This window comes from Sphingobacterium sp. lm-10 (assembly GCF_023554555.1).
Taxonomy (GTDB): Bacteria; Bacteroidota; Bacteroidia; order Sphingobacteriales; family Sphingobacteriaceae; genus Sphingobacterium.
Genome location: NZ_JAMJWC010000001.1, coordinates 958169 through 979502, shown reverse-complemented (window position 1 = coordinate 979502; position 21334 = coordinate 958169). Strand labels below are relative to the sequence as shown.

The following is a 21334-nucleotide window of genomic DNA, read 5'->3' as shown; positions in this document are numbered from 1 at the left end:
CTTTTTTAATAATTATTTTTTATGCTTAGACATCTTTTTCCCAGATTATTGATTGGTGCTGCTGCGCTACTCGTATTAGCACTCCATACCAGCGAAGCGGATAAAGGTGGTGGCAATAATGGTATGGGATTGAAAATCCTGTTGTTCGTCGCGCTCGGTATCTTGCTAATAGAAGGACTGTACCTTTTCGGAGAAATGCTCGCTCTTGGTTATAAAACAAAATACCAATTGGCAGCGATCAATCTAGGGCTTCTCGCCATTGGAGCTCTTGTTTTCCTATACTTATCTACTCTTTAATTTATTTTCACTATTAAATCCCTTTACTATGATGGTTAGATTTACCGTATTACTTGTTGTGCTTTTGCAGCTTTCTATTACTCACGCTCAAGAGACTATGCTACCTGAAGTGTTGGATGTAGCACACATACGATTTGATGGCAAGTTGGCACGCTTCTTTTCGGTGTCTGAGTTCGAAGCGCATTATCAGCAAGCAGACAGCACCGCTTTACTCATCGATTTGCAGCCCTGTAGTTATGTTTTTGAATACGCCGATGGCAGCAAAGATGCGGATGATGAATATTGGTACAAGGATGGTTCTCGTTTCGAACGCAGCCAGGAGAAGCTTGCGGTAGATGAATTCCGATTTACTAATGATCATTTTATACTGTATACCGATTTGCGATTGGATGCCTCGACAACGTTAGCTGATTTGGCGATTCATTTTCCCAATGCTGTACAAGCCATGGGTGAGCTAGATGTACAAGGGGAAGGAAAAATGCAGATGCTGATATTCCGTGAAGACGAGGAAAATATATCTGATGGACACATTCGTCTCTTTCTCAAAGATGGAAAGCTATCTTTTATCCATTGGTGGTTTCCCTGTTAATAATAGGGTGGTTTTTTGAGTGATAGCCAATCATTTTTTGAAAAAATGATGCTACATTAGGGAAAGAATTTTCCGCAGTTAGCTATTCTATGGAATAGCTAACTGCGCGGAATCTGATGATGCCGATCAGGCAAAGTCAGACTATCTACCAAAGCAACAAGAACATCACATTACACAATGCAGGGTGACAGCAATAAGTATGCAGCAAATACGGATCAGCGCATGATAAAAGTGGTAATTATAGAGGATGAACCCGCTGTGCGCAAAGAAATAAGCTATCTCGTGCAGCAAGAAACCGATATGGAGTTGATCGGTTGGACTGATAATGTGTGTGATGCAACGACTTTACTCGAGCAAAAAATGCCCGACATCGTATTGATGGACATTCAGCTGCGCGATGGTACGGCGTTCGATGTATTGAATCAACTAAAAACTATTCCTCAAAACATTATTTTCATCACCGCCTACAATCACTTTGCTATAAAAGCGATAAAATACGGTGCGCTAGATTATCTACTCAAGCCTATCGATCAGACCGAATTGCAGGAAGCGCTTGATCGCTACCGTCGTCGGCGAGAAGATAATCCACAGTGGATGCAGCAACTGTCGCTCGCGCAACAGAGCATCGCGGAAAATCAACTTCCAGAAAGTATTGCCTTGAATTCGGTTAACAACATTCGCATCATCCCAGTGCAAGATATTCTATACTGTAAAGGCGATGGTCCGTATACCCATTTTCATTTGCAAAGCGGAAAAGTGGAGTTGACCTCTAAACCGCTGAAGTATTTTGAAGAGCTGTTGCCAAATCCTCATTTTTTACGGACGCATCAGTCGTATTTGGTCAATCGGAAATACATCTCTAGCATTCAGCGTTCCGAAATTTTGGTTTTGGAGAACAAGGAAGAAATCCCAATTTCTCTGCGCAGAAAGAACTTTATTATCGAACAATTATCCCTTGCGAAGTGATGCGCAGTTTCTTTTTTATATTGTTCATAAGTTTTCTATTTGCCTGTCAAGAACATACAACTACGTATACAGCTGGCAAATCAGATGTAAAAACACACATACAGCAGCTAGAAACGGCCGGCATTACGCCGCAAAATTACGATTCTCTAAAGTCCGTCTGGCATCAGTTGTACCAAGATCCTACCTTATCGTCCGACAGCGTATCGTATGCTAAGGTGACGTATCATTTGGCGCGGATGTACGGCATGCGAGGGGAGGATTCGGCTAGTTTCTTTGTGAAAAAAGCATTGGATTTTATCGAACCGACACAAGGAAATCTCGACGAAAAAGCGCTAGTGTACAATGGGATGGGCAATATTCTGAGTTTACAATCTAAGGCGCATGAAGCAGGTTTTTATTATAATCAAGCGGCAGCGATTGTACTCTCAGACAGTTTAGTCGATCTGTCTGCAGAAGCCAAATCGGTGATGTTGCTATCCGCGGCACAAAGCAATAATGCCACGTATCAACTCTCGCTCGCAGAGCGAATGATTCGCGAAGCGATCCCAATTTGCGATTCCTTGCCAGCAGGGCACATCAGCCATCAACGTGTGCTAGTGCAGATGATCCAGACGCAGCGGGCACGCAAACAACCTGCCGATAGCATTGCACCATACCTCCGCAAATTAGAGGAACTGCACAGACAACATCCTACCCAATACAATCCAGCCTATCTGTATGAGTCCAAGGTTTTCTATTTTGAAAAGACCAGTCAAACCGATTCTTTAGTTCATTATCAACTGCTTAAAATGCAGTTGGATGAAGAGAGAAACAATGTCAGTGCAGCACATCCTACCGATGTTAAAAATCTTTTTTTGGATTATTGCAATGTGGCGAGTACTTACTTGCTGCTTGGCAATACAAACTTGGCAGGCACCTATTTGCTGAAGGCAGCCAAACTGAAAAAAGAACATTCCGAAATGATTCTAAAGCATGACGAGATCTATTACCAAAAGGCCGTAGCCACCTTGTGCGAAAAAACGGGACGTAAAGACGAAGCCATAGCGCTCTTAAATCATACGATGGATTTGGAAGAAGATATCTATCAAGAGCAAAATACGCAAGCGGTGGCCGAGATGAATGCACTCTATCAGTTGCAAGCCAAAGATCGATCCATCCAAACGCTGCATGAAAACATCCAAATCAATACTTTGCAACTGCAACAAAACCGCCTTTGGTTGATTATTTGCTTGCTAACTTTAGGACTATTGGCCTTAGGAATCTTCTTGCTGTACTACAGTCAGCAACAGCGTCGGATCAGGATGGAAAAGGAAAAAGTAGTCTTGCAGCAGCAATTACTGCGCACCCAGATGGAGCCGCATTTCATTTTCAATACGCTTTCGGCATTGCAGAGTTTTATACGACTGGATCAGAAAGATCGCGCCATCAAATACCTTAATCGTTTCAGTAGACTGCTACGCAGTAGTTTGGAGCTAAGCCGGGAGCAATTGGTGCCCTTAGATGAAGAAGTAGAAACCTTGGAAAACTACCTCAGTTTGCAACAGATGCGTTTTGATCAGGCATTCACCTATCAGGTTTCTATTCCAGAAGATCAAGATTTGACTGCCATCATGGTGCCGCCGATGTTGGTACAGCCTTTTGTGGAGAATGCCATCCTCCATGGGATCAATATGGAAACCGGAAATGGACATATCACCATTGCCTTTACGATCGAAGCAGAAGTATTGAAAGTGACTATTAGCGATAGCGGTAAAAAAATAATCCCCGGCATCAAACCCGATCACCGTTCTCTATCCAGTACGATCAGTCGCGAGCGACTACAGCTCTTAGGAAAGAAAGCAAAACTGAAAAGTATAACCGATGCCAAGCGCGGTACAGTGATTTTTTTAAATATTCCAATTAAAGGTTAATATCGTTAAGAATATGCAGAAATGTTGCATTTTGAACAATCTTTTTTGCGACAGCTTAGATACATTTAGAGTTGATCACGAATGCAAACTCTGTAAGAGTCAACCAAAACAACTCGCGAACATATCCTGAGTTTTTAATTCATCCAAACGAGATTTGCAGTGATGCTGTTTTATAAAAACCATCCCTGGATTATATGTTTTGCTATGTTTTTAGCGTGTATACTGCGATAAAAAATTGCATGATAAAGAATACTCTACGTGTAATAAAAAAAACCTACTCGTCAGTTTGCACTGCAAACTTTTTCATCAGTGGTGCCATATCATCACTCACTTTCTCATTAAGTATCTTGGCGTAAATCTGTGTGGTGGCAAATCTGTATAGTTATGCGGCAGAATGTCTTCTTTGGCAAATATCGGCTAGGTATCTGCTGTTCTTTACATTTCTCCATTTAGCATTATATGCAAGTATCCTTCTATTAAAAGGCACACATGGTGTTTAAACTTATTTACACATCATGTGTCTTATCAAATCTATTTTAAGAAATGAAATTCTATATTTTGGTGTATGCCAATTAGATATTTCAAATGCAGAAAGCCTTTCCAAATAAACGCTCATCCTTATGAGATTGCCGATATTTCGGGGTAGAAAAAAGGCTATGATGATAATCACTTTCTACTGAAAATTTATAGCATCAAACACGCTCACTTTAGGCGCTATTATAGTCTTCATAGAGAGCAATTTTTAAACAAAAGCGTCGGTATCAGCAAAATGCGTTCTTTTCACATATTTAACCTACACATAACGCGCGAATTATCATAACTGAAATCAAAACCCCAATCTCTCAACTTTTAAAGAAACCTTTGCTGTTTCTTTCGTGTAAAGACAAAACGTAAATATAACGGTTGATCCAGCAACTCTCCACGCTTGTAAGTAACGGGAAGTGCCGTCAACAATCGGACTACCCGTAACGCCTCCTGATTAAATACATCAAAGTCACCATTTATTCCCAATATGGAATCCACCTTACCGAATTGATCAACCTCTAAGGTTATAGAAACGTAGATATTTTCTTCGATAGGAGGTAGCGTCGCCCAATGAATGAGGGAGTCTATGGTGCCTATTGGAACAGGCTGGTACATAGTACGGGGTGTACTGGTAGATAAGGAATTGTCGAAGTAAGCCGAAGTCTTCAATATGCCCTTTTCGAAAACATACTCAAACTCATCTTCGTGAATACTGGAAAAGCCTGCATGCTGATAATATACAAGCCTACCTTTGTAGGCAGTTACCTTGTCGGTAAACCAGTCAGCAGGTACCCGACTATCGTAAACTTTATTGCCAAATAGCGTATCCAAGTTTACTTTTGCGCTGTGATTCCCATTATAGATACCCGTTAGGTACAATTGATTATCGATCAGCTCCCAATAAGCAACGTATCCTCGCCAGCATCCAGTAGAAAAACTACTTAAGGAATCGGGGAACAGCGGTCTTTCCAACTCGTTCAGCTTTGCCCATTGCTGTAGAGGCAAAGCGTGGAGTAATAGGGTATCGCCGTTAACAATTAACCGATCCGGTGCTTGTTCCGTTGCAAAAGCGGAAAAGGAAACTATCATACCGAACATCAAACTCATCAGGGCTGTATACTTCATATATCATGTGCTTTAACCTAATGATGAATACCGGGATGTAATTCCATAAGTCAAAATGACATTTTTAGCTACTCTCGGACGCAGGCCTGAGCCTTCCAGAATCGAACCATTGGGTTCTCATCCCAGCCAACAAAAAAAGCAACCCTTGTGAGGTTGCTTTTTTTGTGATCCCGCTGGGATATTTTGCGTCGCTTGTCCCCATACTCAGGGCTGCAAAGAATATGTTCGAACCCATGCCGACCCTTCTGTTCGAATCTGTCGGAAACAAAAAAACCTCACATTTCTGTGAGGTTTTTTTGTGATCCCGCTGGGATCATATTTTGAACCTAAAATCGCCGTTTGGGATGTCATGAAGCCCTTTTTCAAAAAGAGACTCACCGAAAAGCTCACCTAATTTTTTAGCTGCAAATGCTATTTCATAAATCTACGAAATTAAATCATATCACAAATAAAGAATATGAACCCTTTTGCAATCACAATCGAATGGTAAGACTTCAAAAACAGGTGAGGCTACCCCTTCAATACTACGAGTACGTTTTTTATATTTGTAATTATACATTTTTGGAAAAGCAACTTATGCTTAAAATTCTTGGCCGATTAAATATAGCAACCACGACAGATTCATGCAATGTTGTTTAACGACCAATAAATATTTATTGTTTTATTAATGAATATATATCAGATTGCGGTTAGGCCGAGACACCAGAGGTTCATGTTTTTTATATCTACGAATTATTCCTATGATAAATTGTATCGGTTAATCGTTAGAAATCAGTCACTCTGGGGAGGTCGGTACAATCCCATTATACCTGTAGACGACGGAGAGATATCGCCCGGTTACCTCGATATTATTAGACATTATGACCCCGATCTTATATTCTATAGTACGGGTGTTGATCCTGAAATTCTAAAGAACCTCGGACTGTTTAACCCTACAGGCTATGTAAATATGGATGAACATCCTCCCATTGAAAATATCACTGGTGTTAATACTTTTTTCTTTCTAACTGATTATGATGCGAGCGCCAAAGTCTTACTACCCGAAATGGTATGGCCCGAAGACAGAATTTTACCCAAATTTTATGAGCTAAATTTCGGCTTGAGTGATATGCCCTATCATCATGAATATGAAATGAGCAAGAAGAAAATCCAATTGGTAATCGACAATGAAAGACTTGCTGAACTTAATAAAATTATTCATTTGGAGAAGCCTGTCAACCTAGTGTCTTTAGCTAAGAAAAATGTTAACACTCATATTTTAAGGAATCTGCGACATGCTAAATTCAATGATTGTGAGTTAGTCGTTGCTAGAAGTGACGAACAAGCTGACGACTTGCTGTATTATTGGAATCGTGGTTTATATGAACATAAAAACATTGTCTATGTAACTGTCGATCAATTAAAGGAATTCTCCAAGGATAAATTCTTCGGTGGTGTTCTATACGATATGAAGGGAGATTCCTCAATTCATGTTGTGTCGACATCATTGAATCAAAAGGAGATAGAAGAGCTTATAGAAAATTTGTTGCGCCCTATAGCATTTAACACCAATTTCCAATATTATGACATCAGTGCGTTTCCATATGAGGTTTTAGATAGAAACGGATTATTTGAACGGGATTACGGTGAGTCCGTCACAACGCAAACATTGGTGTCGGATAATGGACGTGTTCATGTGCCAAAACTAAGCTTTGGAGGCACACCGGTTTATTTAGAACAAACCTATGTTCTCGACCTAAAAATCTCCCAAGACTTTGAGTCAGGTCAACAGCCTGTGTTGTTTCCCTTAACAACAGAATCGCAGTATATTGTCAAAGAGATCAGAGGACGCGTCACCCTTTCAAGAAACCTCTCCATATTCCTAAATAGTCAGCAGAACCAAACAGACTATTTTAAAATCAGTATACCTTCTTTTGATAAACTTGTACGTCAGTTGATATGTAGCCCGGTCATACACGGAGAATATTCTAAAAATAAAATAGAGGACATTGGTCCACATGATGCAAGCAACCGATTAAGAGCCTTTATAAAATCGTTCAATGGCCAGCTAGAGGAAATTAATTACTTTTTTTCAGACAAATTTTGGGTTGACATTTTTGTGGAACTTAGCACGAGTGAAAAGGTTACAGGGGATAGCTTGACATTCGACGAAATTCTAATTAAAGCATTAGCAATTTACGCTCAGCAGAAATTAAAATTCGTTGATCGCAGTCAAGGATGGTTTAATTTGGAAAATTTGACTTTAGGCTTGAAACAAACTTTGACCGAGTTGACAGGATACCAAGTGTTTTTCAAAGGGTTCAAATTAAAATGTGCTAATTGTTCATCGACATTTTGGTATCACGTCAACGAAGTGAGGGAGTTAGTGAATTGTCGCGGTTGTCTGAGAGATTTTAATTTACCCGTAGAGCCACAGTTTGCATACAAGTTGAATGACTTGATAAAAAATAATATATTCACAACTAAAACAAGCCGTGACGGCAATCTAACAGTCATAAGGGCTTTGGCGGCTTTGAGTAATGGTTTAGGCTCGTTCCAATTTTCTCCGCAATTGAATTTGTATGATGATGTACATAGCAACAAACCGTGTGGGGACCTAGACATTGTTATAAATGATATTGGAAAGTTTGTAATAGGTGAAGCAAAACACCATAGCAAAGGTTTTTTTGATGATAGTATGAAATCGCTAAAATCACTTGCGGATATCGCGGAGATGATATTTCCAGACCAGATCGTTCTTGCTTGCAGTGAGGATGAGAAGAACAAGCTGCAAAATGCTTGCAAAAGTTTGGAAAAGTTAATTAAACACTTTCCACACAAGCCCAAAATCGAACCGCTGCTTTTATCTCAGCCTGACTACTGGCACATTAAATCACATAGATACTTTAAATACTAATCAATTAAATATGCCTAAGCGAGATTTGTAACAATGCAAAATAGTCATTAAACAAATAGCCAATTTTGTTTAAGTCCATTTTTGTTCGATTCGCTAAAGTTATAAAATATGGAGGATATATGCGTACAGATAAACCATGTGATAATATGCTTCGTTTGTTAACCTTCATCATTTAAAGTCTCTCGCCCGAAGAACGCCCCCTGTATTCCTAAGGTGTGATAATTTTTTGGTGATAACAGGGGGGCAGGATGTTTTAAGACCCAATACTATTTCCCCATTAAGTATAATAACGTTTATAAATATAAAACATAAAGATATTGTTTGAAATTTAGAAATAATTAAACGGTTGTAACTTCAGTCGTTTTGACTTTAAAATTATTACTTTTTAATGATTAAAAATTATTAAGTTCCAATTAAATGGAATCCACCATCACAAAACCAAGCATCGGCTGCAAGGTCTCTATATAAAACTGCCTGCCAAAGATTTAAATATACTTCAGACTTAGACCTGGCAGTCTCAAGCAAAAATTTTTTCACTGCAATTTGATTCGATCTTTCACCATAGATACCGGCTAATTGTTTTTTCATTCCTGCCAATTCTCGACCTGCTTGAGTTCCATATAATTTTTTTAGCTCAAATGATTCAAAATGCCTGCTAACGCGATCAAATAATAATTGACTCCAAACAGTCGGTCGATCCACATAAAATGATACTGAGACTGGGTTCGTTTGCAATACATGCATTTTCAACCATTGGACTTTTTCGATATCATCGTAGTAAGGATGAAGTGTTTCATCTTCGGGTGTTGACGGATATTCCATTAATTTCCCCTTGTTACATACTGTGCATGCGGGGATTAGATTAATTGGCACTATAGAGAGCCGGGGATATTTTGCTTTGGGTAAATAATGGTCTAAAGTATCAACATCCCGATGTGCGCACAACGGGCACAAGTTATGAGGTGCTGACAACAATAATTTATCATAATGAATTCTTCCGTTGGCATGTCCGACCATTTGACCCGTGTAAACATATTTTAATTCTCTAACCGTAACATTGCCGTTGATAATCGTTTCGCGAGCAATAGTATGTATCAGCCCTTTGGTAACTTTACTATTAAACTCTGCCTCAGCTTGCAAAATTAGTGGTGTACAGGCAGTAAGCTTGGCTTTTTTCAATGCATTTTGAGTCGAGTTAATACAGTCTGCATAAACGGTCGCAGTTAATAGAGTTGGTTTAGGTAATTTTAACATGTTTAGCGATTACTGATTATTGCCATAATTATCGATCTAGCTTCTGTACCAAGCTGTCCGTTGAAAGTCTCTATAACACTATCATAGTCATAGTTCCTCTCTAAGAGTATACGATTAAGAAGTGTATAAAACCCTGAGTCGGTAACTTCCAAACCAAAAACATCATTGGTTAATAAACCTACGTTTTCACCAAACGTTTCCCTCGGCAGACGATCTGCGCCCATTAAATTACCACTACGCTTTAGTTTCCAAGCACAGCTTTTTGGAACTTCTTGTAAAATTACGGGTGAATGGGTGGCAACGATAGCCACTCCATTTGTAGCAATCAATAGATCAGACACGGCCCGTATAAATGCGGATAGCAACGGTGGATGAAGATGGGCTTCAGGCTCATCCATTATAACTAAGCTCCGTTCTTGTAATTTTTCGATTAAACGTGTAATAGTTAGTAATACTATTTTATGACCAGAACTAAGCCGCCGAAATGTCCTTAAGGTCTTAGCACTAGATTCTCTAGTACCATCCATTTCTATTAAATCAATTATTCTGACTTCGTTGAAATAAGGGTCAGATTGTAATGTCGTGATAGCAGAAGTCCAACGTTCATAAGTCCCTGCTGACCGACAACTGGCTAAACTGGACAAAAACTCTTTGGGCAACATTGTAGAGTCCTTAATTTTTGGTGCATTTGTATCGTTTGAAGATGGCAATTTCAAGCCGATATAAGAATAGGTCATTTCATCAATTAATTCAACATTTTCAGAACGAGGTTCAATCTCGTCGAAGGCGCTAAAAGAGACGGATATTAGATTTGCAAAATGACCCACTTCTTCTTCCCAAGGTTCGGCATCATAAAAGAAAAACCTTCCCACTTCATCTTTGCGCTCTTGATCTACTACCAAAGAGTCAATCATTTTATTTATTAACACCGTTTTGCCAACGCCGTTTTTCCCTATTAAAACATGAACATTTGTTGGAGGAAATGACTCTGGTTTAATTTCGAATGATAAACCAAATTTCTCATCGTCATCTGCGCCTTCTGCATATGAGAAGTTAAAAGGTGTAAGCTTCGCTCCGCCTTCAGCAATGCGATGAAACTGGCCGGTAATGGTATTCGAGTTTAATGATCTTAGAAATGATGTTTGAAACACAGGTTCATTTTCGATTTCTTTATAAAGTTTATTATTCTTTGCGATATCATTAAGGCTCATTAAAATATCATCGCGTAATTGAGGCCCTAAACTTTTTAGCCCTTCATAATACTCGGCGGATGTTCCAACTGAAAAATAAATATCGCCAATATTAGAAAATCGATGACCAATTTGATAAATCCTATCACCAGTTTCCTGGCCTTTAAAACCAATTTTTATAGCACCCAAATCGTGCTTTTCAGAATGTTTATCGACATAAAAAATAGCAAAAAGAGTGAAATAACTATAGTCATTCCAATTATCCCAAATTAAAAAAACGTGATTTTTTGCATTTGGCGGGTAATCGCCCCATGTATCTAATATTGAAAAGTTCATTCGCGATTGTTTAGGAAAGTCTAATTTTGGTGCTTTAAAGATGGCAATTTTGATTGTGAAAAAGAAGATTATTTTGGAGTAGTGGTGTAAACCTTTTTAGGACGAGTCAATACAGCAAGCAGAAGTTGGGCAGAGCCTCACCTTTATAGCTTTATGCGCTGCGATCAAGATTTTAAGTGTCCTCCAGGGATACTTTTCATGTTTAAGCGTGGCTGAAAGATCATTTCTGACATAATTGAAAGTATACGATCGTTTTCTGTGACAGTACTAGTAGGTTCCGCTTTGGGGTGGTAGAATTCCACTTTGTCCGCTAATATGGAGCAACACTCGTCGCTTGACGTCTTGGACGAAGGAGGTGCTTATTTTTACTCTTGCTAATTCGCTGAGGCGACTTTTTTAGAGAGGGGCGTTGGGTGGGTGGATTTCTGTGATTGGTTTATCAAAGATAGTACTGTCGTCAAAGTTCTTTGTACATCAGGTGCACTAGGCGGAACATGGGGCTGTGTGATTTGCGTGCGTATGTGCACCGTAGTAGGAGCCTATTTTGCTGCCGGAAGGGCACGGAATGACTTATTTCCTGTTAGAAAAATACATGCTTATATTCAATAGCTTGAGAAATTAAGTGCTAGAGTCGTGAAAAATATTTTCAGATGGACTATTTTGGTCATTCTAATACGTATGTTTGCTATATCAACCAATCAATTATTATGTCAAATTTTTATTGTGTCCAATGTGGAATTAAAAAGTCTTCTGTCCGAGAATTAGTGGCTTCATCGTGCAGTAAACATCCTAACGGATTTAACAAAGGCGCACACATATTGTACGAAGGATCAGAAAAGACCAATCACCATTGCAAGTATTGTGGAATAAAAAAATCTTCAATAAGAGAGCTTACTTCATCTTCTTGTTCCAAGCATCCAGGAAGCTTCAATCGCGGAGCTCATTCGCCAACCTTGTAGCGTCAGCTGACTATTTTTATCCAATTATTTTCTGGTTAGTTATTTGGTTTTGTTAGCGATAATAAGTTTTTAGACTTTACGTTTTCCCGTATTGTTTTCGCCTGAAAAAAAACATAATTTGTGGAACGCTATCGCTTAAAAATAACTACCAAGCAATCAGTAAAATGGCAATAAAAAAATCAGAATTATATAGCTCATTATGGGCATCATGCGACGAATTACGTGGCGGAATGGACGCTTCGCAATACAAGGATTATGTATTGACGATGTTATTTGTAAAGTACATATCTGACAAGTACAAAGACGATCCGTTTGGTGCCATCACTGTTCCGAAAGGTGCGTCGTTTGATGATATGGTGGATTTGATTGGGAACCCAGAAATTGGCGATATGGTCAATAAGCTAATCCTGAACCCTATTAAAGAGGCGAATAAACTGAATGATTTCCCCGATTTTAACGATGAAACGAAACTGGGAAAAGGCAAAGATTTGGTGGATACCGTTTCGAACTTAGTGCGTATTTTTAATGATCCAAGTTTGGATTTCTCCGGAAATTCCGCGGAGGGTGACGATATTTTGGGCGATGCTTACGAATATCTAATGCGTCACTTTGCGACCGAAAGTGGAAAATCAAAAGGACAGTTTTATACTCCTGCGGAAGTTTCGCGCGTATTGGCAAAGGTCATTGGCATCAACCAAAACAATTCATCACATCAAACAATGGCTTATGACCCGACTTGCGGATCGGGGTCGCTTTTATTGAAAGTGATGAATGAAGCAGGTAAAAACATCGATTTGTACGGGCAGGAAAAGGAAACGACCACTGCCAACTTAGCGCATATGAATATGATTCTGCATGGTGCCGAAACCGCCACCATTGTTGCAGATAATACCTTGAGCCGTCCTTCCTATAAAGAAGAAAACGGATCGCTTAGGAAATTTGATTATGTAGTTGCCAATCCACCATTTTCATTGAAAAACTGGAGAAATAACGTGAATCCAGATAGCGATGAATATAACCGATTCGAATTGGGCATTCCGCCAGAAAAGAATGGCGATTACGCCTTTCTGCTGCACATCTTACAATCCTTGAAAGCGCACGGAAAAGGGGCTGTTGTACTGCCTCATGGTGTATTGTTCCGTGGAAATGCAGAGGGCGAAATCCGTAAGAATATTTTGAAGAAAGGCTATATCAAAGCGATTATTGGTTTGCCTGCCAATCTGTTTTACGGTACGGGCATTCCAGCCTGTATTATTGTGTTGGACAAAGAAAATGCCGAGCACCGCAAAGGACTGTTTATGGTAGATGCCAGCAAAGGCTTTGTGAAAGACGGCAACAAGAATCGCTTACGCGAGCAGGATATCCGCAAGATAACCGATGTGTTCGATGCCTTTGCCGAAGTGCCAAAGTACAGTCGTATGGTATCAATGACCGAAATTGCCGATCCCAAAAACGATTACAACCTCAATATTCCACGCTACATTGACACGCAGGAAGCAGAAGATATTCAGGATTTGAGTGGGCATCTGTTAGGTGGTATTCCACAAAAGGATGTGGAAGGCTTACAGGCCTATTGGGATTTGTTTCCATCACTGAAAGCGGAGCTATTTAGCGAAGCCAGATCCGGTTATTTTGCTTTGAAAGTATCTGCGGAAGACGTAAAAGCGACCATATTCAACCATCCGGAGTTCGTGGCATTCAACCAAGAGATGCACCAAGCTTTTGACCAATGGTTGCAACAGCAACAAACCGAATGGAACACATTAGACAAAGGTTTTCACCTCAAAGATAATATCCACCAAACCACACAATCGCTTTTAAAACATTTTGAAGGCAACGCTTTGGTGAGCCATTATGCGATGTACCAACACCTGATGCAGTATTGGGCAGATACTATGCAAGACGATTTTTACAGCATTGCTTTGGATGGCTGGCAAGCAGGAACCGAATATACCCGCTTGGTGGTGAAAGGCAAAAAAGGAAAAGATGGCAAAGCAGCAATGGATAAAGAGATCGCTGGTTTGGCAGGGATAGAAGGCAGAATGATAACGCCGGAAATGATGATTGCCTATTTCTTTAAAGAACAAGCCGATAGTTTGCAGAATTTAGAAAACCAGTTGAACTCCACGCAGGAAGCCCTTGCAGAAATAGAAGAAGAAAACAGCGGTGAGGAAGGCATTTTCAGTGAGTTGGAAAAAATAAATCTTAAAAATGTAAAGGACTTATATAAAGTTCGTAAGGCAGAAAATGCTTCCAAAGAAGAGTTGAAATACATCAAAAACTATATTGATACGCAGGAAGCTTTGGGTGGCATTACCAAACTGATCAAGATTGCGAAAGAAAATCTGGAAATAAAAGTGGTGGCGCAATATCCTTTACTTACCGAAGCCGAAATAAAAGATATGGTGATTAACTACAAATGGACACCTATATTGCAAAATGCGCTGAACAGCGAACAAGAAAAGCTGAGCCAAAACTTGACGCAACGTATTAAGGAACTGGCAGACCGCTACCAACAGGCTTTACCTGCATTGGAAACCCAAACAGTGGAAGCATCACAAAAAGTATTGGCGCATTTGCAAAAAATGGGATTGGTATGGTAAAAGAAAATAAGATGGTGCAGACGGAGATTGGTCTGGTTTCTGAAGATTGGGTATTAGAAACTTTCGGCGATTGTATGGAAGGTTTTTCAAGTGGGATGACACCATACAGAGGTAATAAGGAATACTATATAGGCGATTTTCCTTGGATAACAAGCGGGGAGCTTAACTATAATATCATCAAGGATACAATAGAAAAAATTTCCCTATTAGCTATTAAAAATACTAATCTTAAAATAATTCCGAAAGGAACATTTTTGATGGCAATTACTGGGTTGGAAGCTGAGGGCACAAGAGGTAGTTGTGCAATAACTGGTATAAAGGCAACAACTAATCAGTCGTGTATGGCTTTATATCCACAAAAGAATAAAATTAACACGTCTTTTTTATATCATTATTATGTTGCTTTTGGAAATGAGTTAGCATTAAAATATTGCCAAGGAACAAAGCAACAAAGCTATAATGCTTTAACAGCAAAGAAGTTACCTATCTGTTATCCAAAATCCTTACCTGAACAAGAAGCAATAGCCGAAGCCTTGAGTGATGCCGATTCGTGGATAGAAAGCTTAGAACAACTCATCGCCAAAAAACGCCTGATTAAACAAGGTACTATGCAAGAATTGTTGTCGCCAAAAGAGGATTGGGAGGAGAAGAAATTGGGGGAAATGAGTATTATTTACACCGGAAGGAAAAATAACCAAGATAAGATTGAAAATGGTGTTTATCCATTTTTTGTTCGCTCACAAACTATTGAAAGAATTAATTCTTATTCTTTCGATGGAGAAGCAATCTTAATTCCTGGAGAAGGTAATCTTGGGAGTATTGTTCATTATATAAATGGAAAGTTTGATTTCCATCAGCGAGTTTATAAAATTAGTGATTTCGTAAACTCAAATGGTAAGTACCTATACTGGTATTTTAGAATGTACTTTGGAAATCACGCAATGCAAAATACTGTAAAAGCAACTGTTGATTCAATTAGGCTTCCAACATTGCAAGAATTTAAGATACAATTTCCATCTCTCACTGAGCAAAGCCGCATCGCCACGATATTATCGGATATGGATGCAGAGCTGGAAGCTTTGGAAGCGCAACTGGGCAAAGCACGAAAGGTAAAACAAGGAATGATGCAGGAATTGCTGACGGGGAGAGTGCGGTTGGTATGATGGATACAGAAATTTTAGACCTTGTAAAAGCTTTTACACCTGCTTTTCTAGGAGTTGTAGGTATAGTGATAACCGTTATATTCAGTGCTGCGAACAAGAAGCTGAACCACCAAAAAATGGAGAAGGAGCTATTTAGCGAGTTTAACAAAAGGTATGATGAATTTAACGATAGCCTCGATCTACTTGATACTATTGCCACATTAAGTCAGTTGAAAGAAATCGATTCTCTAATTGAAAAGAAAAAAATGTATCACTTGCTCATCGATTACTTTAACCTTTGTGCTGAACAATATTATTGGTATAAGAAAAAGCGAATTTCAGCGAAACTTTGGGAAAGTTGGCATTCTGGTATGATGTACTACTATCGTAATTATGCCGTATTTCGCGAATTATGGGAGGCTGAAATTGCTGGTGATGGGTATAAATCTTATTATCTCGAGAAAGGTAAAGACTTTTTCAAATCAAAATAAAACAATCGCACCTTACCTGAAAATATTAACCAAACCGAATTAAACCTATAATCAATGACCGAATATTACCGTGTAGAACTAGAGCGTGCAGATGGAGATGAACGACATACTGATGTGTGGCGACCTGGTCCTCACAACTATCCACATGAGCACATTCATTTATTGATGACTTATGAGGATGTTATGCGTCGCTTGGATCATTTGCCCCTTGATTTTTTACTGATCCTGAACAACTTTGTTTACTTGCACGGACATCGATTTATGGATGAATTAGCTTCTGCTATTAGTTTTGGTAGCAGCTTGGATTTGGACAGGATCACACATGCACCGCATCATAAAGGGTTGACCATCGATGTAGATGATTTGAATGCTTTTTTGCAATCTTTTGATGCGGAGAATCGTTTCGTGATGATTAACGATGACCGGATTTTTTGGGAGTATTTCTTGGAGCAGGCGCGTGTAGATGCATTCTATCACAAGACGTCGCGGCGTATAGGCGCTTCGTTCTTTACTGATGAAGCGTCGTGTACGTACTTTATGAACAAATACTTGAGTGGAAAGGGGCATATACATCGGGTGGAAATTTTGGAGCAAGAGGGGATGTTTGTAGGCGATTTTAGGATTGTAGATAGTCTAAATCATAAGATGCTTTACAGGGATTTTATGGGATACCTGCGCCGTTATTGGAGCGGGGAGAAAACCGAAGAGCCGATGATGGAGGTGATTTTTCAAGGCGAGTATCGGTTGGTTGCGGTTTAGCGAAAGAGGTTTAGGGAAGTATCAAACTAATTTTTAAAAAGAAATATCTAAAAATGAATAACAACCTACAATTGTTGCCTATCAATGATTTAATGCAATATTCGTTTTTTGTACCATCGTATCAGCGGGGGTATCGATGGACAAAAATCGAGGCAGAAGCTCTGCTGAAAGACTTGTTCACATTTATGGAGAAAAAAAACGACGAGGATGATTTCTACTGTTTGCAACCTATCGTTTTAGCGAAGAGTGACCATTTAGAGGAAGGGTGGGACTTAATTGATGGTCAGCAAAGGTTGACGACAATATTTCTAATTCTTAAGTTTTTATACGGCAGGTTTTCAGAAGAGTATCGTCCTAAAGCCTTTGATCTGCGCTACCAAACACGGGTTGATAGCCAAAAGTTTTTGGACAGGATTGATGAAAGCTTGAGTAACTCAAACATTGATTTCTATCATATTCATGAAGTATTCGACACGATAAAAAAGTTTTTCATCGGCAAACAAAACTTGATAAATCGTTTTGAAGATATTTTGCTGAATAGAACGTTTATCATCTGGTTTGAAACATCACAGGAAAGTGCTATTGAAGTATTTACTCGTATAAACGTCGGTAAAATACCTCTGACGAATGCGGAACTGATAAAAGCCTTGTTTTTGAAGGCTGAAAATTTTAAAAATGGGTCTGGATTAAAACAAATTCAAATCAGTACAGAATGGGATGGGATTGAAAGGAAACTTCGAGATCCCAAATTATGGTATTTTATAAACTCTACTAAAGGGAAAATCGATTATGATAATCATATCGACTTCGTATTTGATCTGATTTCAAAAAAGAAAGCGGAGTCCGATAGACTACACTCCTTTTTGCATTTCTATCATATGTTGGGTGAGGAAAATTTGGATATTGAAAAATCCGTTGAAGAGGTATGGCTAAAAATAAAGCAGTACTTCAACAAATTGGAAGAATGGTACTTAGATCGTGAGCTTTATCATTACATCGGTTTTTTGATAGAGCACCATGCTATTAATATTGAAGAGGCGATCCATGTTTCCATGAGCTTGGATAAGGATGCGTATGCTAGCTGGATTTTAGGAAAAATTCGGCAATCTCTCCAAGGTATCGAACTCGAGGAACTGTCGTTCGATAGTCATAAGAGTGAAATAAAAAAGGTTTTATTATTGTTTAATATAGAAACCCTTCTTCAGACCGAAAAGGCAATCTTTTGGTTTCCCTTCGATAAGTATAAATTGGAGAAATGGGACATTGAACATGTTAATTCTCAGACTCAAGCTATCCCGAATAGCAAAAATTACATCAATTGGTTATCAGATCTGTTGAAATATTTCACAGGTTTCGAACGATATTCAGACGAAAAAATAGATGAAGGAGAAACGACTTATGCGGAGGCTGTTGATGAAGTTCTATTGGAGATGAAGAAAGATGAACAGAGCACGCTGCGGTTTACATTAGCAAGTAAAGTCGTCCACAGCATGATTAAGCCTTTTGAGTTAGCGGAAATCGGAGAACTTTTCGAACAATTGCATCATTTTTTTAGAGAGGGTGAGATCAGTGATAACAATGGCATTGAGAACCTCGCGCTTTTAGATAGTTCGACCAATAGAAGTTATAAGAACGCGATGTTTCCTATCAAAAGAATGCGAATCATAGAAAATGACAAAAATGGGGTTTTTGTTCCCATAGCAACTAAGAATTTATTTCTAAAATATTATAGCCGACAAATGTCTCAAGCGCTATTCTGGACAAAGCAAGATGCTAAAGACTATAGTAAAGCCATGCGTCATGTTCTTTCAAAACATCTAAACAATAATTAATGGGAATGCAAAAAACAGCAAGAAGATATTCGTTTTATCAGCTTCTTAGGTTGGATTCATTTCGGATTGAAATACCAATTATTCAAAGAGATTATGCGCAAGGCAGAAGTTCTCAAAGAGAATTGCGCAGCAACTTTCTAAGTGCTTTGTATTCCTATCTAGCCGAGGGGATACCAAATCGGGATTTAGATTTTATCTATGGGTATATCAGTCCGGATAAGGTTTTTATTCCACTAGATGGTCAACAGCGGCTGACGACTCTTTTCCTATTACACTGGTACCTAGCGAAGGCTAATAACGACCTAAGTTTTATATCCAATACCTTGACATACAATGGTAAGTCCAAATTCGTATATAAGACTAGATTCAGTTCTACCGATTTTTGTGAGGCGCTTTTGACCGAGCAGATTGATTTTGCTCCGCTTATAGAACCTGATAGAAATAAAGAAAACGCGCTCTCCAAATTAATCACTAACAAAGGTTGGTTTCAAGAGCATTGGAAAAGTGATGCGACCGTCTCGTCTATGCTTAATATGCTTGATCATATTCATCTCTTATTTAAAGATTCCATTCATTTTTATTCTCGTTTGATTTCAGATGAGCCGGTAATTACCTTTTTGTTTCTAGACTTGAATGATTTAAAACAAGGAGATGACTTGTACATTAAGATGAATTCGCGAGGAAAGCCATTGACGGACTTCGAAAATTTCAAAGCTAGGTTTGAGGAGGAGATTAGCTCAATTTTCGACGATAAAATGATGGATTTCACGTTGATTCTGGGTGGTGAACCTTTGCCGTGTTCTGCTAAGCAATATTTCTCGAATAAGATTGATTGTGTGTGGACGGATTTGTTTTGGAATTACCGTCACCTTGTTGGCGCCAGTAATATTTATGATGAGGAGTTGATGAATTTCATTCGAGCATCGCTAACATTCTCTTACATTACAAATAATCCTTTCAATAAGGAAATTTTGGACGTGTTATTAAGCAATGAATTCCTATCATTTCACCGACAAAAAGACCTGAACCTATTTACGAAAGACAGTATTCTTTTCCTGATGAGTACGTTAGATAAACTCATGAATGGAAACGATAAGCCATTGAATAAGGTCGAAAACATTTTTTACTTTCGGTTTGAACAAGTTTTTGAAGATATACTAAAAAATACCCCATCCATTCCGGACAGGGTACTATTTTACGCGTATGTTAGCTACCTATTGAGATACGATGACAAAACGGATGGTATTAGCGATTGGATGAGAGTCGTTTCGAATTTAGTTGAGAACACACGCTTCGATAGGTCTGAGCAAATGTATTCTGCAATTACCTCGATTAATAGGCTTTTAGATTTTGCGCCTAATATTCTGGAATCCTTGCGAGATGATGTTCAAATAGATTTCTTTATGAGTGATCAGGTTTATGAGGAACGGATAAAGGCTGCTTTGATACTATCCGATCTAGGCACAACCAATTCTTGGAAGAACCAAATCGAAAAAGCCGAAATGTCCATTTTTCATCGTGGTCAAATCGCCTATCTTTTGGAATTCAGTGGTATTACCGATCATCACGTATCGAATCAAGATAACATAGATTTAAAGGTTATTTTCAATAATTACTTGGTAAAGTTCACAGCCTTGTTCTCCATTCTAGACTCTGATCATAATAGCGCATTTATTTTGGAAAGGGCACTTCTTACCCAAGATAACTACTTGATAGAAAATCGAAGCAAATGGTTGTGTAATTTTGGTAGTTCAAAAAAGGTGAAGAACTACGATCGGGATTTCAGTTGGAAGCGTATGTTGCGTGTTTATTTTTCGGATTATGAACTCGCCGTCTCATCTAAATTGAAAAGGAATATTTTTAAATGTGTTGTAGATAGCGAAAGTTTCCGCCATGATAATATACAATCCGTTGTTGATTCATTAAATAACATGATTCATGAATCGGATGTTGTTGATTGGAGGAAAGATTTTATTGATGATGCTAGATTAATTGCCGCCTGTGGACAGGGTTATATCTATAGCCAGGAGTATCGTCATGACGCCATCCAGCTTTTGAATGCATCGCAGATGAATCATAAAAGGTATGATTTAAATACGCTAGTGTTATACCATAAGATTTCGGATAGGCAAGCTTTTAGCCCGTTTGAAAGTTGTTTGATTTATCCGGCAAAAGGCTATGACGATATCACTCAAATTGATTTTAGTGGTTGGCATTATGATCGTATTAGTTATACGGTTGCCATTAGTTTTTTAGAAGAGGGTTACCGTATAATCTTTATGAAGTCTAAAGGTTCTAATAAAATTGACAACTACAACGATACCATTCAGTCGATCTTAATTATTTTAGGATATACGTGGTCGGAGTATGGCTTTGAGATCATTTTAGAATCTAGAACCTCTGCTTTGAATGAAGTTGAGACTCTTTTAAGTAAATTGAATCAACTGTAATCTACATCCC

Annotated in this window: 14 protein-coding genes; 11 read left to right on the top strand and 3 right to left on the bottom strand. The window is 38.7% G+C overall.

Annotation, left to right across the window (positions count from 1 at the left end; genetic code table 11):
• Positions 1 to 21 precede the first annotated feature (21 nt).
• The 4 genes from M8998_RS03850 (at position 22) to M8998_RS03835 (ending at position 3762) form a co-directional block, all read left to right on the top strand.
• Positions 22 to 297, top strand: coding sequence for a hypothetical protein (locus tag M8998_RS03850; RefSeq protein ID WP_249990779.1), 276 nt, complete (start codon positions 22 to 24; stop codon positions 295 to 297).
• A gap of 28 nt (positions 298 to 325) precedes the next feature.
• A complete protein-coding gene (locus M8998_RS03845) occupies positions 326 to 886 on the top strand; it encodes a hypothetical protein (protein WP_249990778.1) in 561 nt (186 codons plus the stop codon).
• A gap of 222 nt (positions 887 to 1108) precedes the next feature.
• Positions 1109 to 1852 (top strand): LytR/AlgR family response regulator transcription factor, encoded by a 744-nt coding sequence (locus M8998_RS03840; protein WP_249990777.1) that lies wholly within the window; start codon positions 1109 to 1111, stop codon positions 1850 to 1852.
• On the top strand, positions 1852 to 3762 hold the full coding sequence (locus tag M8998_RS03835; protein WP_249990775.1) for a sensor histidine kinase: 1911 nt from the start codon (positions 1852 to 1854) through the stop codon (positions 3760 to 3762). The genes M8998_RS03840 and M8998_RS03835 overlap by 1 nt, the downstream gene beginning before the upstream one ends.
• Positions 3763 to 4611: 849 nt before the next feature.
• Here M8998_RS03835 and M8998_RS03830 read toward each other — a convergent pair.
• On the bottom strand, positions 4612 to 5412 hold the full coding sequence (locus M8998_RS03830) for a hypothetical protein (protein WP_249990774.1): 801 nt from the start codon (positions 5410 to 5412) through the stop codon (positions 4612 to 4614).
• Between the two features lie 949 nt (positions 5413 to 6361).
• On the opposite strand from M8998_RS03830, the gene M8998_RS03825 reads away from it, so the two are divergent.
• On the top strand, positions 6362 to 8308 hold the full coding sequence (locus M8998_RS03825; protein WP_249990773.1) for a hypothetical protein: 1947 nt from the start codon (positions 6362 to 6364) through the stop codon (positions 8306 to 8308).
• 402 nt (positions 8309 to 8710) lie between these two features.
• On the opposite strand, the gene M8998_RS03820 is transcribed toward M8998_RS03825, so the two are convergent.
• Together M8998_RS03820 and M8998_RS03815 are read right to left on the bottom strand one after the other, a co-directional pair.
• Complete coding sequence (locus M8998_RS03820; RefSeq protein ID WP_249990772.1) at positions 8711 to 9562, bottom strand: HNH endonuclease; 852 nt, start codon at positions 9560 to 9562, stop codon at positions 8711 to 8713.
• A gap of 2 nt (positions 9563 to 9564) precedes the next feature.
• On the bottom strand, positions 9565 to 11088 hold the full coding sequence (locus M8998_RS03815) for an AAA family ATPase (RefSeq protein ID WP_249990771.1): 1524 nt from the start codon (positions 11086 to 11088) through the stop codon (positions 9565 to 9567).
• Positions 11089 to 12211: 1123 nt separating this feature from the next.
• Here M8998_RS03815 and M8998_RS03810 point away from each other — a divergent pair.
• The 6 genes from M8998_RS03810 to M8998_RS03785 are packed head-to-tail and all read left to right on the top strand — an operon-like array spanning position 12212 to position 21324.
• The gene (locus M8998_RS03810; protein WP_249990770.1) at positions 12212 to 14650 is read left to right on the top strand and encodes a type I restriction-modification system subunit M; all 2439 of its coding nucleotides are present in this window, start codon (positions 12212 to 12214) and stop codon (positions 14648 to 14650) included.
• Entirely contained in the window at positions 14644 to 15813 is a 1170-nt protein-coding gene (locus tag M8998_RS03805) for a restriction endonuclease subunit S (protein WP_249990765.1), read from the top strand. The genes M8998_RS03810 and M8998_RS03805 overlap by 7 nt, the downstream gene beginning before the upstream one ends.
• Complete coding sequence (locus M8998_RS03800) at positions 15810 to 16283, top strand: hypothetical protein (protein ID WP_249990764.1); 474 nt, start codon at positions 15810 to 15812, stop codon at positions 16281 to 16283. The genes M8998_RS03805 and M8998_RS03800 overlap by 4 nt, the downstream gene beginning before the upstream one ends.
• 54 nt (positions 16284 to 16337) lie before the next feature.
• Positions 16338 to 17042, top strand: coding sequence for a hypothetical protein (locus tag M8998_RS03795; RefSeq protein WP_249990762.1), 705 nt, complete (start codon positions 16338 to 16340; stop codon positions 17040 to 17042).
• 53 nt (positions 17043 to 17095) lie between these two features.
• Positions 17096 to 18874: a DUF262 domain-containing protein gene (locus M8998_RS03790; protein WP_249990760.1), complete on the top strand. Its 1779-nt coding sequence runs from the start codon at positions 17096 to 17098 to the stop codon at positions 18872 to 18874.
• 5 nt (positions 18875 to 18879) lie between these two features.
• Complete coding sequence (locus tag M8998_RS03785; protein WP_249990757.1) at positions 18880 to 21324, top strand: DUF262 domain-containing protein; 2445 nt, start codon at positions 18880 to 18882, stop codon at positions 21322 to 21324.
• The last annotated feature ends 10 nt before the right edge of the window (positions 21325 to 21334 follow it).

What these genes read in the sequence shown, in the direction of transcription:
- M8998_RS03840 (WP_249990777.1), top strand. Translation starts at nt 1,109, where the DNA reads ATGATAAAAGTGGTAATTATAGAGGATGAACCCGCTGTGCGCAAAGAA.
- M8998_RS03800 (WP_249990764.1), top strand. Translation starts at nt 15,810, where the DNA reads ATGATGGATACAGAAATTTTAGACCTTGTAAAAGCTTTTACACCTGCT.
- M8998_RS03835 (WP_249990775.1), top strand. Translation starts at nt 1,852, where the DNA reads ATGCGCAGTTTCTTTTTTATATTGTTCATAAGTTTTCTATTTGCCTGT.
- M8998_RS03820 (WP_249990772.1), bottom strand. Translation starts at nt 9,562, where the DNA reads ATGTTAAAATTACCTAAACCAACTCTATTAACTGCGACCGTTTATGCA.
- M8998_RS03785 (WP_249990757.1), top strand. Translation starts at nt 18,880, where the DNA reads ATGCAAAAAACAGCAAGAAGATATTCGTTTTATCAGCTTCTTAGGTTG.
- M8998_RS03830 (WP_249990774.1), bottom strand. Translation starts at nt 5,412, where the DNA reads ATGAAGTATACAGCCCTGATGAGTTTGATGTTCGGTATGATAGTTTCC.
- M8998_RS03795 (WP_249990762.1), top strand. Translation starts at nt 16,338, where the DNA reads ATGACCGAATATTACCGTGTAGAACTAGAGCGTGCAGATGGAGATGAA.
- M8998_RS03790 (WP_249990760.1), top strand. Translation starts at nt 17,096, where the DNA reads ATGAATAACAACCTACAATTGTTGCCTATCAATGATTTAATGCAATAT.
- M8998_RS03850 (WP_249990779.1), top strand. Translation starts at nt 22, where the DNA reads ATGCTTAGACATCTTTTTCCCAGATTATTGATTGGTGCTGCTGCGCTA.
- M8998_RS03825 (WP_249990773.1), top strand. Translation starts at nt 6,362, where the DNA reads ATGGATGAACATCCTCCCATTGAAAATATCACTGGTGTTAATACTTTT.
- M8998_RS03805 (WP_249990765.1), top strand. Translation starts at nt 14,644, where the DNA reads ATGGTAAAAGAAAATAAGATGGTGCAGACGGAGATTGGTCTGGTTTCT.
- M8998_RS03845 (WP_249990778.1), top strand. Translation starts at nt 326, where the DNA reads ATGATGGTTAGATTTACCGTATTACTTGTTGTGCTTTTGCAGCTTTCT.
- M8998_RS03810 (WP_249990770.1), top strand. Translation starts at nt 12,212, where the DNA reads ATGGCAATAAAAAAATCAGAATTATATAGCTCATTATGGGCATCATGC.
- M8998_RS03815 (WP_249990771.1), bottom strand. Translation starts at nt 11,088, where the DNA reads ATGAACTTTTCAATATTAGATACATGGGGCGATTACCCGCCAAATGCA.